Source organism: Acinetobacter sp. F-1 (assembly GCF_022869025.1).
GTDB classification, from domain to species: Bacteria; Pseudomonadota; Gammaproteobacteria; order Pseudomonadales; family Moraxellaceae; genus Acinetobacter; species Acinetobacter pseudolwoffii.
Genome location: NZ_JAJKFX010000017.1, coordinates 45,171 through 61,370 on the forward strand (window position 1 = coordinate 45,171; position 16,200 = coordinate 61,370).

Consider the following 16,200-nt stretch of genomic DNA (forward strand, 5'->3'; position numbering starts at 1 on the left):
TGAGCAGATGACACAAGTTCATCATGGTGTTACACAACGTCTGCGGCATCTATTTCGGCTTTCTGTTTAGATCATGGAATCATCATAAAAATGGCAGGTCAACACACATGAAAAAATATATTCTGGCGACACTGGTTCTGGCAGCTGCCAGTCCGGCACTTTGGGCTAAATCAGATCAGGCTATTCTGGAGGAAGCAAAACAGAATGTAGTCAGTATTGCTCAGGCACATAAAATGAAAGATGAAACCGGCGTGACCTTAAGGGGGCAGATCGTCAAACAGCGTGCAGCACAAAGTGACGAATTTGAATTAAGAGATAAAACCGGCAGCATCATGATTGATGTGGATGACGACCACTGGAAAAGATTAAAACTCAAAGCAGGCGATCGGGTAGAAGTCTGGGGCGAGGTCGATACGCACCGCAACAAACCCACCGATATTGAAGTGATTCAGATTGAACGCGTGAAATAAACCATTCATTTGGCTGGAACAGGAAAGCAGCGAAACTCTGCTCTCCTGTGAACCAGTCAAAAATGAGAGCATTATTTTCTGAAATTTCTTAACTGTTTAATATTTAAACCAATTGGAATAGTGTGCTTAAACACAAGAAAAATGCTAGAATACGGCGCTTATCTTTCGTTTGCCTTTCATAGTTGTTCGTCATGACTACCAATACTCAAATTACTGAAGATCGTATCCTGATTCTGGATTTCGGTTCTCAATATAGTCAGCTCATTGCACGCCGTGTCCGTGAAGCTGGTGTATATTCTGAAATGTATGCCTATGATATGTCTGAAGAAGACATTCGTGCATTTAATCCAAACGGTATCATCTTGTCTGGTGGACCTGAGAGCGTTCACCTTGAAGGCAGCCCGCGTGCGCCACAAGTGGTATTCGAGCTCGGTGTACCGGTATTGGGTATTTGTTATGGCCTGCAAACCATGTGCGAACAGCTTGGCGGTAAAGTCGAGCCAGGTACTGTGCATGAGTTCGGTTATGCAGAAGTTGATATCGTGGTACGTGACAAGCTGATCGGTAATTTACAGGACCGTGAAAACCAGTTGCATGTCTGGATGAGTCATGGTGACAAGGTTGCCCGTATTCCAGAAGGCTTCCAGATCACTGCACAAACTCCAAGCTGTCCAATTGCGATGGTGTCTGACGAAACTCGTGGTTTCTATGGTATTCAGTTCCATCCTGAAGTGACACATACCTCTAAAGGGGCAGAATTACTGTCGAACTTCGTTCATCAAATTTGTGGTTGCCGCGGTCTATGGACGCCAGAACACATTATTGATCTACGTGTAGAACAGCTTCGCCAACAGATCGGTGATGAAAAAGTATTACTTGGTCTTTCAGGTGGTGTGGATTCATCTGTCGTTGCAGCGCTGTTGCATAAAGCGATTGGTGATCAGCTGACATGTGTGTTTGTCGACAATGGTCTGCTTCGTTTGAACGAAGGTGATCAAGTGATGCAAATGTTTGCTGACAATATGGGGATTCGTGTTATCCGTGCTGCTGCAGAAGAGCGTTTCTTGACTGCACTTGCAGGCGAAGTTGATCCTGAAGCAAAACGTAAAATTATTGGCCGTGAGTTTATTGCAGTCTTTGCTGAAGAAGCACGTAAATTAGATGGGGTAAAATTCCTGGCTCAAGGTACGATTTATCCAGACGTGATTGAATCTGCTGCAAGCAAACAGGGCAAGGCACATGTGATTAAATCGCACCACAACGTGGGTGGTTTACCAGCAGACTTGGCTTTTGAACTGGTTGAACCATTACGTGACTTGTTTAAAGATGAAGTACGTAAATTGGGTACCACTTTGGGCTTGCCACACAGCATGATTTACCGTCATCCATTCCCAGGCCCAGGTCTAGGTGTGCGTATCTTGGGTGAAGTGAAAAAAGAATATGCAGACATTTTACGTCTTGCTGATGACATTTTCATGCAGGAACTTCGTGCCAGCGGTTGGTATGACAAGACTGCTCAAGCATTTGCGGTATTCCAGCCGGTGAAATCTGTCGGTGTTGTCGGTGATGGTCGCCGTTATGCATGGGTGATTGCACTGCGTGCAGTAGAAACTGTGGACTTTATGACTGCTCGTTTCGCGCATCTTCCTTATGATCTAGTCGATAAAATCTCGACTCGTATCATGAATGAAATTAAAGATGTTTCTCGTGTTGTGTATGACGTATCGTCTAAGCCACCTGCAACTATTGAATGGGAGTAAAATCGGGATTTCTAAAAGCGATAGCTTTTAGCCGATTTTACGCCAAGAGCTATGCTCGCGGCAGTGAGGGATTTCACGAAGCACGGCTTCTTGCCTAAATTACGGCAAAGGCTATGGTTGCGCCAATCAGGATTTCAAGGAGTACGGCTTTTGCCTAAATTACGGCAAAGGCTATGCTCGCGGCAGTGAGGGATTTCACGAAGCACGGTTTCTTGCCTGAATGATGCCAAGCGCTATGCACGTGGTAAATATCTGGTTGATCGGAGATATCCCGATAAAAAAGAGCGCTTCGGTGCTCTTTTTTATGAGGATTTTTTCTTCGTGATAGAATATGCAACTTTTCCATGTAAAGTTTATAAAAATTTAAGCTTTCACTAATATTCCTGATTTCATTATTTAAAGGGCGGACCAGAACTGCTTGGTTTGATTGGCCTTTGAATGACCTTGCTGGGTCACGGGCTTAAAGGCATTCCAGGGATTGGCTGGAGCAGGTTTGGGCTTTTCCAGCATTTTGGAATGATAAACTTCAATCCGATTTCGGCCTGATTTTTTCGCCTGATATAAAGCGATATCGGCTTGCTTGATCAGCTCCTCCAGCTTTTGCGTAGGCGACTCCAGTTCTGCTATACCAATCGAAATGGTAAAACGAATGGGCTGGTTCGGTTTGGCATAAACAAATTGTTTCTGAATTGCACAACGAATTCGCTCTGCAATCACCAGACTGTCTGGCAGCTGGGTATCTTCCAAGAGAGCAATAAACTCTTCACCACCAAAACGTGCAAGTACATCGCTATGGCGCATTTCTTTACGGGTGACTTCAGCAATCAGTTGTAGTACGCGATCGCCGATGTCATGCCCATAGTTGTCATTGATATTTTTAAAATGATCGACATCAAACATCAGCAGGCAGGTGCTGGCATGTTTGGGCCATTGATGAATAGAACGTTCAGCCATATCGACAAAATGGCGGCGGTTGTATAACTGGGTCAAATCATCCGTATGTGCCAGATTTTTTAAGGTTTGATAGTTCCATTCGTCCAGCAAAGAGCGCAGGAAGGAACGCCGTACATTCAGAATGTTATTCCAGTTAATATAAATGCTAAAAAACCAGAGTGGACTAAACACGACAGTAAAAATAAAGGCTTGAGATGCACTCATTAACTGGGTCACTCCAATCATGATAAACAGGGCAATCAAGATGGAACAATAGACCGCAACTTTAAATTGGGTCTGTATACACAGATTGGCGATGAGAATAAAGATCGCAGAGGCGTAAATATAGGTAGCAACATGGGGGCTGCTTGAAAGCACCAGCAGGCCAATCCATGCAGCTGCAGCCACAGTGGTGGCGATCGGCAGGATTCTATCTAGAATCTGAATGTTTTTATATGTGTTAAACAAGTAATAACAGCAAAGCATAGCGCCTAGAACCAAGATGACGCGTATCAGACCAGAAATAAAAAACATGTCTGGAATAACCAGAATATCGGCAAAGAAATACAGCAAAAAGGCAATTTGTGCCAGATAGTTAATTTGACGTAAATTAGTATGACTATGCGTATAGACATAATCGTGAAAATATTGCTGAAACGCGGCAGGAATACGGGCATGAGGATCTGTCAGCGCCTGTTCGATCAGCTGACGGTTTTGCAGATCACATTCAGATAATTTCAGTGATTTATCGGTCATCGAGTTTTGAAAAGATATATTCGCCGTTGAATATATATTCTCATGCTGAGCAGACATGTCCTGGTCCAGTATTATTTTTATAGGTGCCTATTATGCCGTGATTGGATGAAAAATAACCTCCCTAAAATTGGGTATCTGACTTAAATTTGACTTTAAACGTAACAAAAATTATATTTTTTAGCTACAAAAGTGATTGAAATCCATAAAAATAATTTTTAATTGCTTTAATTTTTAAATTAAAATCATTCGTTTCACGTGAAACATTGGGTAATTGGGCCAGCAATGTCGAAATGGCTTCTAGCGCAGGCTTGAGAGCACCCTAATCAGCATTGAGCCACTTCCACTCAGGCTGTTACACTGCGAAATTCAGGTTTGATCGCTTGAACAGGAGTTAGATCGATCAAGCGATGTTAAGGGTTTTATACGTATCTAAATATTTCCAAAGATAGATTTTGCAAATAGACCCTGTACATTGTCCTGAATAGGGAGACATCTTGCAGCAGTCCAAGGGAAGAATGTTTCATATAATTTAAGATTTAGAATGAAAATGCCGAGGTGAGCTCAGCCATGTCGAATAATAGTGATATTGAACTGTCCAATTCGGATGATTGTGAAAAATATGTCAATCAGTTTATTCAGGAATTCCCTTTACGCCGTGCCGAAATCGGACAGGGTACCGTAATCAAACGTGCCTTGCCCAGCCGACATAAACGCATGATTGGTGCCTGGTGTTTTCTGGATCATGCCGGTCCGGCCAGCTTTCCACAAGGCGATGGCCTAGATGTTGGGCCACATCCCCATATTGGTCTGCAGACCTTTACCTGGATGCTGCAAGGCACCATGATGCACAATGACAGTTTAGGTACTCAGCAGCTGATTCGTCCCAAACAGGTCAATCTGATGACCTCGGGCTATGGCATTTCACATACGGAAGTTTCTCCAGAAAGCGAAACGCATATGCATGCAGCGCAGTTATGGATTGCCTTACCGGATGACAAGATCAATATGGCACCGGCTTTTGAGCATTATCCTGAATTGCCGGTAGTGCATGATCAGGGCATCGAATTTACCGTCTTAGTCGGTGAATATTTAAAAACCGTTTCACCGGTAAAAGTGCATAGTGAACTGCTCGGGGTAGACCTGTATGCAGCAGAAAGTACCAGTGCGAGCTTAGCCCTGAATCCAAAATTTGAATATGGTTTTATGGTACTTGAGGGCACGGCCAGCATTAATGGGCATGAACTGACGGAAGATAACATGCTGATCCTTGAACCGGGATTAGAGCAGGTTAATGCTGATATTCATGCCGGGAGCCGTGTATTACTCATTGGTGGTGAACCATTTGAAAGCCCGATTTTACTGTGGTGGAATTTGGTCGGACGTACCACCGAGGAACTTAAAATTGCGCGGCAACAATGGATTGAAGGCCATGAACGCTTCGGTTCGATTCCGGCCTATGATGGACCACGTTTAGAAGCTCCCGCATTTCCAGACCGGATGCGTGCTTCCAGATAAACGATCAGAATTGCAGGGGTGGATGGAACCCTGTCGGATTTGAACTGAAAATGGCAAATCTGCAACCTAGGGAACAGAGCATTACAGTCATCAAAAATTGCGCTACATTCCGCTGCTTTTTGCTATGCTCAGCAAGCAAGAACAATAAAATCATGAGTCTAATATGCGTGTTTTACATCATCTCGAACAATCACGATCGTTTCGTATTCTCTGGGCCATGGAAGAGTTAGGACTGGATTATGAAGTGCAATATTATCAGCGCCAGCCTAATCTTTCCGCGCCGCCGGCCTTAAAACAGATTCATCCTTTGGGTAAGGCGCCAATTCTGACCGATCAGGAGCAGGTACTGGCGGAATCTGCGGCGATCCTGGAGTATTTACAGGAAAGCTATGATGAACAGCAGCAGTTTCGCCCAGAAGATCCTGCCGATAAGGCCCAGTACCGTTACTGGATGCATTATGCAGAAGGTTCATTAATGCCACTGCTGGTGATGCAACTGGTGATGACCACTGTACCGAAACATACCCCTTTGCTGATTCGACCAGTAGCCAAGAAAATTTGTGAGGGGGTGAAGAAACAGTTTGTACAAAGCCGCTTAAAAGATCATATCCAGTTTCTGGAACGCTATTTGAGCGAACATGATTATTTTGCCGGACATTTCAGTTTTGCCGATATTCAGATGAGTTTTCCTTTGGAGGCCATGCAAAGCCGGACTGGCCAAAGTTATCCAGCGATTCAGGCTTATCTGAAACGGGTATCGCAACGTGCAGCCTATGCGCGTGCACTGGCCAAAGAAAAACAGATAGCATCCTGAAAAAAAAGCTGCCGATGGCAGCTTTTTTAATGGGGGATATCAGTCTGGAAAGCTGAGGCGCTCTTTAGGGAAAATTACCTTAAAAGTGGAACCCTGGTTTTCCTTGGACTCAATTTCGAGATGTGCCTGATGTTGCATCAGGACATGCTTAACAATTGCCAATCCTAAACCGGTGCCACCGGTGCGCCGGCTACGATCTGAATCGATCCGGTAAAAACGTTCAGTCAGACGGGGCAAGTGTTTGGGATCAATTCCGATGCCGTTATCTTCCACTACAAAATAGGCAGATTCACCATCATCATGCCAACCCATGGTAATGATTCCACCTTTAGGCGTATATTTAATCGCATTGGTGATCAGGTTGCTAAAGGCGCTGGCCAGTTCCATATCTGAACCGATCAGATCGCAATGGCTGTCAATGTCCAGATTCAGGGTATGCCCATAGTCGATATTATAGGCCTGTGCATCATCAAATAGCTGATTCATCAGGCTTGGCATTTCGATGATCTGGTTTTTGGCAATATTTTTGTCATTTTCCAGACGTGACAGCAGTAGCAGGTCATTCACCAGCGCGTTCATGCGTCGGGTCTGCGACTGCATCTGATCAAAGGCGCGTTTCCAGCGCGGATTGATATCTTCCTGGTCGGTAAAGGTTTCAATATAGCCACTGAGTACGGTCAAAGGCGTGCGCAGCTCATGCGAAATATTATCGACAAAATCTTTACGCATCTGTTCCAGATTGTGCATCCGGGTCACATCATAGGCGACCAGTACCCGGCTTTCTCCACCAAAGCGGGTCATTTTGACCTGGACATAATGATCTTCGAATAGCGAAGATCGCATTTTCAGGCCATCTGGTGACTCATCAATATGATGATAATATTCAATAAAACTCGGTTGGCGCAGCAAAGTTAAAATATTACGGCGACGGTCATCACTGGAAATCCCGAGCAGACGTTCGGCGGCTGGATTCCACCATTCAATCTGCTGGCTTTCATCAATTAAAACCACCGCTTCTTGCAAGGCCACCAGTGAAGACTGTGCTCGATCGATCAGTTCCACCATTTCTGCCTGCACAATCCGTTCCTGCCGCTGAGCGCGATAAACATTAAATAACAGTGCGCCCCAAATCCCGCCGATATTCGGCGGAACATCATAAGGGCGATTAGAAATCCATTCATTGACCAGATATAAAGAGCGCATCTGGGTACTAAAGAACGCCACAAAGGCAATGACGATACAAATCCAGAAATACCCAATCCCAAAACCGATAAGGCTGGCGATGATCAGGAAAAAAGCCAGTAAGCGTAAATCCTGTTTGGCAAAATCCCATAAACTGCTGTAACGGATTCTTTTGTGCTCACGTGCCAGTTCGGGGACAGGGTAGGGTTCATACATAAAACAAGATTTACCTTAAAAGACGTTAACCTAAAGCCACATCTGCACGGGTTGAAAAACGGTAACCGGTTCCACGTACGGTTTGTACATAGCGGTTTGCGCCATAAGGTTCCAGCACTTTGCGCAAACGGCGTATATGGACGTCAATAGTACGGTCTTCAATATAGACGTTGCCGCCCCAAACCTGATCCAGTAATTGCGCACGGGTATAGGCACGTTCCGGATGGGTCATAAAAAACGCCAATAGACGGTATTCAGTGGGCCCCATTTCCAGAATTTTATCGCCAAAATTAACCCGCTGACTGACCGGATCCAGAATCAGGCCATTGGCATCAATGGTTTTTTCACCGCTGAGTGCATTGGCACGGCGCAGGACAGCTTTAATGCGTGACACCAGTTCCCGGGTCGAGAACGGCTTGGTCATGTAATCATCGGCACCGGCATCCAGACCTTGTACTTTGTGGTCTTCTTCACCGCGTGCGGTCAGCATGATCACCGGAATTTCTGACAGGCTTTCATCACGTTTCAGACGACGACATAGATCTACACCGCTGATCCCGCCCGGCATCATCCAGTCCAGCAAAATCAGTGCCGGACGTTGATCCACAATCATCTGATGCGCCTGCTTGGCATCTTCGGCCTGTAAGCATTGAAAACCGGCCATATCCAGAGAGGTATGGATCATTTCCCGAATCGGGAGTTCGTCATCGACGATTAATATGTAGTCATCTTTCACAACGCAATACCCTATTTCATGTAAACGGTGAACCGTTTTATATTTATGACAGGCTTATTACAAAGACTAATTATGACAGTATCATTGCAGAAAGGGAAAAACTGTTGAAATTCGCAAAGATTTGTGACAATTTTAGTAAAGAAACTTGTTAAAAAATCATAAATTAATTTTACTTTTATCGGTGCTTCAGCAGAAATTAGCAACCTGTTTTAGAATGCAGAAAATCTGATTAAACCTTCGATTTAACAGCTATTTTTTGTCGGAAAATGACTCCAATAATGCCAAAAATACCACACTGCATGATGATAAAACTTCCTCAAGTGACTGCTTGAATCCACTCATGACCCAGCGAATGGCAATTTGGGTGACATAGCCATTTAACCCGGTCGACACCAGTGAAATTTCCTGCTCACTACGATTTAACTGCGGCATCATTAACATGACAAAGGCATGAATCATGCGGTCGAAGCGCGACATGGTTTCATGAATGGTGGCCTGATTATGCAACTCCTGCACCAGCATGGCATCAATATAAATGATCCGTGCCATACGCGGATTGTCACGCAAGGTGCTAAGCAAGGCGGTTAGCCCCGCTTCAATCATTTTTTTCGGATCAGTGGATGCCTGCATCATGGCCTGCATGACATTCTGTTGCAGTTCATCAATCAGTTTTAAAAAGATGGTCTGAAACAGGTGCTCACTTTTTTTAAAAGATTCATAAAAATAACGTTCGGTCAGTTTGGCTTCATTGCAGATATCTTTTACGGTTACTGAAAAAAAGCCATGGCTGCCATAAGCTTCAATGCCGGCTTCAATCAGCTTTTCACGACGTACCTGCTGTCGCTCAGCCATCGACAGGCCTTTAAACTGACGTTCCTTGCTTTTGGGTGGTCGTGATGGTGCTGCTGCATTGATTGAATCGGTCATAAGGCCTGGCTACTCATCTGCATGAAGATTTTGAATATCTTAGCAATAAATCACGCTTTGACCTATGTCGAAATTCAGCAGAGAAATTTGGCCGCTAAGGATATCGGATAATTATTGACAATCTATATTGTCAAAATTATATTGAGGATCTGTGCTAACTCCTGAAACAACAGAACAAGATCCTGCTGTCATGGAAGAGCAGTTATTTACATAAGGAAATTCAATGAAAAATTTTAAGAATAAAGTCGCTGCCATTACCGGTGCCGGTTCAGGGATCGGTCAGCAGCTGGCAGTTTTGCTGGCACAGCAAGGCTGTCATCTGGCACTAAGTGATATTAATGAACAGGGACTTGCACAAACGGTTGAATTGTTGCAGGGCAGTGATGTTCGGGTGACGATTCAAAAAGTCAACGTGGCCAAGCTACAAGAGGTACGCAGCTGGGCAGCACAGGTGGAGCAGGATCATGGCAGTGTCAACATGATCTTTAACAATGCCGGCGTGGCACTTGGCTGCACCGTAGAAGGTGCGAGCTATGAAGATCTGGAATGGATCGTCGACATTAATTTCTGGGGCGTGGTGTATGGCACCAAAGAATTTTTGCCTTTAATCAAGAAAACCGGCGATGGTCATGTGATTAATATTTCCAGTCTGTTTGGTTTAACCGCGCAGCCGACCCAGTCGGCATATAACGCGACCAAGTTTGCAGTGCGTGGTTTTACCGAATCCTTGCGTCAGGAACTGGATCTGCAAAATTGCGGTGTGAGTGCACTTTGTGTACATCCGGGGGGAATCCGTACCAATATTGCCAATGCTGCGAAAATGAATGACAGTATGCTGACCTTGGGCATGAATCCGGAAAAAGCCGCCCGTAATTTTAATAAACTGCTGCGTTGCCCGCCAGTAGAAGCCGCTCGTCAGATTCTGGAGGCGGTACAGAAAGACAAACGCCGTTTATTAATTGGTAACGATGCCAAAGCTGTTGATTTGATTCAACGGATCTTACCAAGCGGCTATCAGCATGTCACTGCACTGGCAAGCCAATTCGGCAAAAAGAAGAAAAAATCTGCTTAAATCATTGGATATTAAACCCGCAAAAGCGGGTTTTTAATCTTTTATTGTAGATCAGGAGTGAGTTGCTGTAAGGCTGTAGGCATGTAAAATAATGAAGCTAAACCAATATTTTAATGGTTTTTTTCTTCCAGACCAACTGATAATACAGTCCCTGCAAAATACACATGCTGACAAAGGCCAATGCATAGGCATACCAGATCCCTTCCAGCCCCCACCACCGGCTAAACAGATAAGCGGCAGGAACTTCAATACAGAGAATTGCAAAAATATTGATCAGCATCGGTGCAGTTACCGTACCACTTGAACGCATAATTGACGCAAAAATGGCGCTGGCACCAAAGAATAAAATAGACCAAAGCACAATGAATAAAAGTTGCTGACCCAGCACCACGACCTGAGGATCAGTAATAAACAGTGCCATTAAATATTTTGAGAACAGATAGGCCAAAACCACCAAACCGCCAGTAAACAGAATATTCATACTGAGTGCAGTCCGTGTGACTTTATTCAGCAAATCGGATTTTCCTGCACCAATCGCTTGTGCACCAAACACAGAAGCTGCAATCGCAATCGACAGAGCAGGAAACTGGATATAATTTAACACCTGGTTGACCGCACCATAGGCAGCCGTTGCTTCTGCGCCATAGCGGTTGACCAAGCCGACAATCACCAGACCTGCGACAGAAGTCGTGATCATCTGTATTCCAGTCGGAACGCCCAGACTTAAAATAATTTTGCTTAATTTAGGCTGATGGCGGATATGTTTTAATAATGCCCAGTCGAGCCTGAGCGGATGTTGTTTATAATTTAAATACAGGACTAGAAACAACAATACGGCCAGATTACCCAAAATGGTGGCAATTGCCGGCGAGATAATGCCCATTTGGGGAAAGCCAAAATATCCGGCAATTAATATCGGGGTGACTACCAAGCCCACGCCAATGGTGAGTGCGGAAGCAAACAGCGGTGTGGTGCTGTCGCCTACACCGCGCAAGATAGAGGTATAAATAATATAAATAAAAATTAGGGGACTACCTGCCAGCATCCATTGCACATAGGGCAAGGATAAATGCATCACCTCCGGATCTGTACCGAGCGCCAAGAGGATATTTTCGGCAAAAATCACACCAAACAGCGCGATCAAGCTTCCGCTAATCAAGGTCATAAATAAAGTTGAACCGACCACACAGCGCACTTTTTCGATATTTTTTGCGCCCCAGGCCTGTCCAATAAGTACAGTAGAACCGGCAGATAAGCCAATGACAAAAGCCATCAAACAAAACAGGATCGGGAAAAATACCGCAACCGCAGCAATAGCATTGACTCCCAGCATTTGCCCGACAAAAACCGTATTAATCGTACCTGAAAGGCTTTGCAGGATGTTGGTTGCAATTAATGGCAACAGAAATACCAGAAAGGCCTTCCATAAATTCTGTTGTTGGATCAGTGATTGCTGTGCCATGCCCTATCCTGTTATTGATTTTTCATCTATTTAATTATGTTGCTATTATTGAATAAAGCAGGAATAAAGGCCTTAGCTTTTAAGTAACTAAGGCATTTATTTTATAAGAATTTTAGTTAAAATTTGAATTAAACCTTTGAAAGAATTTGACCTGCCTGAATCAGGGTCTGTTCTTTTTTTGCAAAACAGAACCTGAGCAGACGTAAATTGGTAGGCGGTTGCTGGTAGAACACAGAGACTGGAATTGCCACGATCCCGTGTTGCTCTGCCAGAAAATGACACATCTCTACATCATTTAAATCAGGCCGGATAGCCGAATAATCGAGATTCTGGAAATAAGTTCCTTGAGAGGGCGTCCATTTAAAACGTGATGTTTCAATTGATGAATTAAATAGATCACGTTTGTTTTGATAGAACCGTGAAAGTTCGCGTATATGTTCAGGATGCTGTTGCATGTATTCCGCCAAAGCCACCTGAATCGGAGTCACGCCACAGAAGCTGGCAAACTGATAAATCTGTCTGAACATTTTCATGAGTGGCGGTGCCGCAATACAAAAACCGGTTTTCCAGCCGGTGACATGAAAGGTTTTACCAAAAGAACCAATCACGAAGCTACGCTCGCGCAGTTCAGGAAATGACCAGGCTGAATGGTGCTGAACGCCGTCGAAAACCAGATGTTCATAGACTTCATCGGATAACACCACAATATTGCGCTCACGGATCAGCTCAATCAGATGTTGCCAGTCTGCTCTGGACCAGACACTACCGCTGGGGTTGTGAGGAGTGTTGACCACAATCATGCGGGTACGCTTATTGATGGCATCTTTCACCTGATTCCAGTCCACAGAAAACTCTGGATGCTGTAATGCAATATGTACAGGCGTTGCACCAGCCAGCTGTACTGCAGGTGCATAACTGTCATAGCTCGGATCGAAAATAATCACTTCATCACCCGCACGAACTGTGGCCTGAATCGCACAAAAAATCGCAATTGTGGCGCCGGAAGTAATCGTGATCTCTTCTAGCGGGTCAATGCTCAGCTGATCGCGCTGTCGATACAGATCGGCCACCAGCCCACGCAATATCGGCAAGCCATCTCCAGGTGCATACTGGTTAAATCCGTTATGACTGGCCCGGCTCAAAGCCTCAATCAATGCCGGTGGCGCAGGAAAGTCTGGAAATCCCTGTGAAAGGTTCAATGCGCCGAGTTTTTGTGCCAGGGCCGACATGGTGCTAAAAATCGTGATGCCTAGATCAGGCAGTTTAGAGGGGAATTCCAGCATGTCCTTGGCCTTGAAAATAAGATTGAATCCAGTGTAGCAGCAAGTTCTACTCTGGATAATCAGAAAATTCTGAAATATTTGGCATTATTTTTACTTCTATTTTTCAGAGATTTATTGAATAGGTGCAATTGAATTACTGAAAATCAAATGCCTAATTATGTGAAATGCACACTGAGCTGGACGAAATGGACAACTTTTCCTAGAATTTGCTCCACAATAATAATGCTTAAAACTATAACTATAAAATGCCAAAACATATTCATCTGCTACTGGAGCAACTTGGGCTGAACCGGCAGCATCGTGTGCTGCATCTGCAGTTTTCACATCTGCCCTTAAATCATCAGGTCCTGATTCAGCGGGTTGATGGCCAGCATCAGATTAATCAGGGTCTGCAGGCAGAACTGATCTGCCTTTCTACGCAGGCCAATCTTGCTTTAAAGCAATTTATAGGTTGTCAGGTGGCAGTAGATCAGGTGACAGATCGTGGCGAACTTTTTCGAACCAGTGGCATTATTACCGCAGCCAGTCAGGGACACAGCGACGGTGCCTTGAGTCTGTATAAACTGACCATGCAGGATGCTACTGCACTCTGGCACAAACGCCGTAATAGTCGGGTGTTTATGAATAAGAGCGTGCGCGAAATCAGTGAAATATTATTTAGTGAATGGCAAAGCAGAAGTGCATTATTTGCAGCCAGTCTTAGTCTTGACTTGACCGGATTAAATCGGGATTACGATGTACGCCCTTTTGTGATGCAGTCCAATGAGTCGGATTATGATTTTTTAACACGTTTATGGCGTAGTGAAGGAATAAACTGGCTGATTGATGAAAAGCACTCCATTGTTCCGGTGTCCGCTACTGAGATTCAGCCGCAGAACCTGCGTTTAATCGATCATTCTCAAGCCTTTTCAGCTTTAAAACGCCGTTCAATCCGCTTCCATCGCAGTCATGCCACCGAGCAGTTTGATACGCTGACCAGTCTGATTGCCGTACGTCAGCTTAATTCCAACAGTACCCATACCCAGCGCTGGCAAGCGCAGCACCTTGCGCAGGATCAAAGCCAGTCCTTATTAAATACTCATCAGCAAAGTAGCGTGCAGGATACGGCCAGTCTGAATCTTGAAGATGCCTGGAACATTAGTCCGGCCTGGACAGGTGATTTGAATGCCGAGGATCAGGTGACGGCATCTGGTACGGCACAACTGGAACGACTGAATCAGCAGCTCAATCATTATCATGCGCTGCAATCCAAATATTTTAAAGCCAGCAGCAGTGTACGTGATGCTCAGGTCGGGTATTGGTTTGAATTAAAACAGCATGCTGAAATTGATCAGCATCCCGTGCATGAGCGTGAATTTTTGATTTTGGGTAAACGCTTCTATAACCAGAATAATTTACCTAAAGATATTTTATTGCAGCTAGACAGCTTGCTCGGTCAAAGTGATTGGCAAATTTCGGAGGAAGAACGGCAGGCCAATGAGTTGTATATCGTCCGCCGTGACATTCCGGTCGTACCTGAATATCAGCCTTTTGTACATCGCCCCGCTGCATATCCGCAGCGAGCTCGAGTGGTCGGGCCTGAAGGTGAAACAATCCATGTCGATGCTTGGGGAAGAGTGAAAATTCGTTTTCTATTTACCCGAAGCGATGACCATCAACATGATGCCGGTGCAGGCAGCAATGACAATGATAGCGATTCGGCCTGGATTGATGTATTAACCCCTTGGGCTGGTGAAGGTTATGGAGTCAGATTGCATCCACGAGTTGGTGAAATGGTGGTGATTGATTTTTTTGAAGGCGATATCGATCGGCCCTTTGTTATGGGACGGATTCACGAAGCAGAACGACATCCAGTGATGTTTGATGCGAAGGGACAATTACCAGCCACCAGAAAACTCAGTGGGATCCGTTCCCAAGAAGTAGAGGGTGAGGGTTTCAACCAGCTGCGTTTTGATGATACGACGGATCAGATTAGTGCGCAGTTACACAGTAGTCATGGGGTTAGCCAGTTGAATTTAGGAAATCTCAGTTATTCTAAAGAAACCGAATCGAGTGAAGGTCGTGGGGAAGGGTTTGAACTGAGGACAGATCAGTGGGGGGCAGTACGAGCAGGGCAAGGCTTACTGATTTCGACCTATTCGCAAGATACAGCAGCAGGTAATCACCTGGATGCTAAGCCTGCCAAGAACCAGATGGAATCAAATCTGAATAACACCAAAGTTCTGAGTGACATGGCAGAAGCTCAGCAAACTGATCCGCTTGAGCTTTTTAATAGCTTAAAACAATTTCTGAATCAACTAGAAGCTGAAGATGCGAGCAAAGCCACTGCATTTAAACAGGCTGTTATGTTATTAACGGCACCACATTCGATTGCGCTGAGTACAAATGAAAATATTCATTTATCTGCAGACCAGCAGATAAATTACAGTGCAGGGGGAAATATCCATCTATCGACTCAACAGTCTCTGATTGCACATGCGCAGCACAAGATCAGCCTATTTGCTGCTCAGAACGGAGCACGCTTATATGCAGGCAAAGGTAAAATTGAAATACAGGCCCAAGATGATGCCATCGAAGCAATTGCACGGAAGGTGATTAAGCTGATTTCAACTGAAGACAAGATTGAGATCACCAGTCCGAAAGAGATCCTGCTAACCGCAGGAGGGTCTCAAATAAAGATTAATAGCAGTGGAGTGTGTGTCACAACTGGTGGGAAATTTGAGTGTAAGGCGGGGCAGCATAGTTTTATGGGAGGGGCTAAAACTTTTTATGATTTACCTGAGTTGCCTAAAATTGGTCCATATGCTGTAGATTTTTTATTTACTAGTTTGGGCGGTACAGGAATTGAAGGTGCAGAGGTAACTATGTTCACACCTGAAAATAAGGAAATTTTATGGGAAGGTAAAACTGATTTAAAGGGTAAGTCTGAATTATCTATTTTTCAAAAATCATTAGCTTATGAAGCATTAGTAGGATTTAAACAATGGTCTAGTAGCTTTGAAGATTTGGAATTTAAAGTGCCTGATATAGAAGATGAGTTTGATGTGGGAGAGCATGGAATTCAGTTGGAAGAA

At 44.5% G+C, this 16,200-nt stretch carries 12 protein-coding genes; 6 read left to right on the plus strand and 6 right to left on the minus strand.

The window, feature by feature from the left end; translation table 11 throughout:
• The first annotated feature begins 107 nt into the window (after nucleotides 1–107).
• Both LOZ91_RS13245 and guaA read left to right on the plus strand, forming a co-directional pair.
• Nucleotides 108–470, plus strand: coding sequence for a NirD/YgiW/YdeI family stress tolerance protein (locus LOZ91_RS13245; RefSeq protein ID WP_005173783.1), 363 nt, complete (start codon nucleotides 108–110; stop codon nucleotides 468–470).
• Between the two features lie 191 nt (nucleotides 471–661).
• On the plus strand, nucleotides 662–2,230 hold the full coding sequence (gene guaA, locus LOZ91_RS13250) for a glutamine-hydrolyzing GMP synthase (protein WP_005094597.1): 1,569 nt from the start codon (nucleotides 662–664) through the stop codon (nucleotides 2,228–2,230).
• A gap of 396 nt (nucleotides 2,231–2,626) precedes the next feature.
• Here guaA and LOZ91_RS13255 read toward each other — a convergent pair whose 3' ends face one another.
• Complete coding sequence (locus tag LOZ91_RS13255) at nucleotides 2,627–3,976, minus strand: GGDEF domain-containing protein (RefSeq protein ID WP_244783377.1); 1,350 nt, start codon at nucleotides 3,974–3,976, stop codon at nucleotides 2,627–2,629.
• A 510-nt stretch (nucleotides 3,977–4,486) separates the two neighbouring features.
• Here LOZ91_RS13255 and LOZ91_RS13260 point away from each other — a divergent pair.
• Both LOZ91_RS13260 and LOZ91_RS13265 read left to right on the plus strand, forming a co-directional pair.
• On the plus strand, nucleotides 4,487–5,434 hold the full coding sequence (locus tag LOZ91_RS13260; RefSeq protein ID WP_159138890.1) for a pirin family protein: 948 nt from the start codon (nucleotides 4,487–4,489) through the stop codon (nucleotides 5,432–5,434).
• 163 nt (nucleotides 5,435–5,597) lie between these two features.
• Nucleotides 5,598–6,248 (plus strand): glutathione S-transferase, encoded by a 651-nt coding sequence (locus LOZ91_RS13265; protein WP_005094592.1) that lies wholly within the window; start codon nucleotides 5,598–5,600, stop codon nucleotides 6,246–6,248.
• Nucleotides 6,249–6,287: 39 nt separating this feature from the next.
• Here LOZ91_RS13265 and phoR read toward each other — a convergent pair whose 3' ends face one another.
• The 3 genes from phoR to LOZ91_RS13280 form a co-directional block, all read right to left on the minus strand.
• Nucleotides 6,288–7,646 (minus strand): phosphate regulon sensor histidine kinase PhoR, encoded by a 1,359-nt coding sequence (gene phoR / locus LOZ91_RS13270; protein ID WP_244783378.1) that lies wholly within the window; start codon nucleotides 7,644–7,646, stop codon nucleotides 6,288–6,290.
• A 25-nt stretch (nucleotides 7,647–7,671) separates the two neighbouring features.
• Complete coding sequence (gene phoB / locus LOZ91_RS13275) at nucleotides 7,672–8,382, minus strand: phosphate regulon transcriptional regulator PhoB (protein ID WP_005094589.1); 711 nt, start codon at nucleotides 8,380–8,382, stop codon at nucleotides 7,672–7,674.
• A 249-nt stretch (nucleotides 8,383–8,631) separates the two neighbouring features.
• Complete coding sequence (locus tag LOZ91_RS13280) at nucleotides 8,632–9,309, minus strand: TetR family transcriptional regulator (RefSeq protein WP_005173788.1); 678 nt, start codon at nucleotides 9,307–9,309, stop codon at nucleotides 8,632–8,634.
• Nucleotides 9,310–9,532: 223 nt separating this feature from the next.
• Here LOZ91_RS13280 and LOZ91_RS13285 point away from each other — a divergent pair, with 223 nt between their 5' ends.
• The gene (locus LOZ91_RS13285) at nucleotides 9,533–10,381 is read left to right on the plus strand and encodes an SDR family oxidoreductase (protein WP_074383703.1); all 849 of its coding nucleotides are present in this window, start codon (nucleotides 9,533–9,535) and stop codon (nucleotides 10,379–10,381) included.
• Between the two features lie 97 nt (nucleotides 10,382–10,478).
• Here the strand turns inward: LOZ91_RS13285 and LOZ91_RS13290 are convergent, their stop codons facing one another.
• Nucleotides 10,479–11,843, minus strand: coding sequence for an MATE family efflux transporter (locus LOZ91_RS13290; protein ID WP_244783379.1), 1,365 nt, complete (start codon nucleotides 11,841–11,843; stop codon nucleotides 10,479–10,481).
• A 128-nt stretch (nucleotides 11,844–11,971) separates the two neighbouring features.
• On the minus strand, nucleotides 11,972–13,126 hold the full coding sequence (locus LOZ91_RS13295; protein ID WP_244783380.1) for a methionine aminotransferase: 1,155 nt from the start codon (nucleotides 13,124–13,126) through the stop codon (nucleotides 11,972–11,974).
• A 245-nt stretch (nucleotides 13,127–13,371) separates the two neighbouring features.
• Between LOZ91_RS13295 and LOZ91_RS13300 the strand changes: the two genes are divergently transcribed.
• The coding region (locus LOZ91_RS13300; protein ID WP_244783381.1) for a type VI secretion system Vgr family protein at nucleotides 13,372–16,200 on the plus strand (2,829 nt) is incomplete at its 3' end.

Bases quoted from the DNA above. Each gene is read 5' to 3' on its own strand.
- LOZ91_RS13245 (WP_005173783.1), top strand. From the start codon at position 108: ATGAAAAAATATATTCTGGCGACACTGGTTCTGGCAGCTGCCAGTCCG.
- guaA (WP_005094597.1), top strand. From the start codon at position 662: ATGACTACCAATACTCAAATTACTGAAGATCGTATCCTGATTCTGGAT.
- LOZ91_RS13255 (WP_244783377.1), bottom strand. From the start codon at position 3,976: ATGTCTGCTCAGCATGAGAATATATATTCAACGGCGAATATATCTTTT.
- LOZ91_RS13260 (WP_159138890.1), top strand. From the start codon at position 4,487: ATGTCGAATAATAGTGATATTGAACTGTCCAATTCGGATGATTGTGAA.
- LOZ91_RS13265 (WP_005094592.1), top strand. From the start codon at position 5,598: ATGCGTGTTTTACATCATCTCGAACAATCACGATCGTTTCGTATTCTC.
- phoR (WP_244783378.1), bottom strand. From the start codon at position 7,646: ATGTATGAACCCTACCCTGTCCCCGAACTGGCACGTGAGCACAAAAGA.
- LOZ91_RS13280 (WP_005173788.1), bottom strand. From the start codon at position 9,309: ATGACCGATTCAATCAATGCAGCAGCACCATCACGACCACCCAAAAGC.
- LOZ91_RS13285 (WP_074383703.1), top strand. From the start codon at position 9,533: ATGAAAAATTTTAAGAATAAAGTCGCTGCCATTACCGGTGCCGGTTCA.
- LOZ91_RS13290 (WP_244783379.1), bottom strand. From the start codon at position 11,843: ATGGCACAGCAATCACTGATCCAACAACAGAATTTATGGAAGGCCTTT.
- LOZ91_RS13295 (WP_244783380.1), bottom strand. From the start codon at position 13,126: ATGCTGGAATTCCCCTCTAAACTGCCTGATCTAGGCATCACGATTTTT.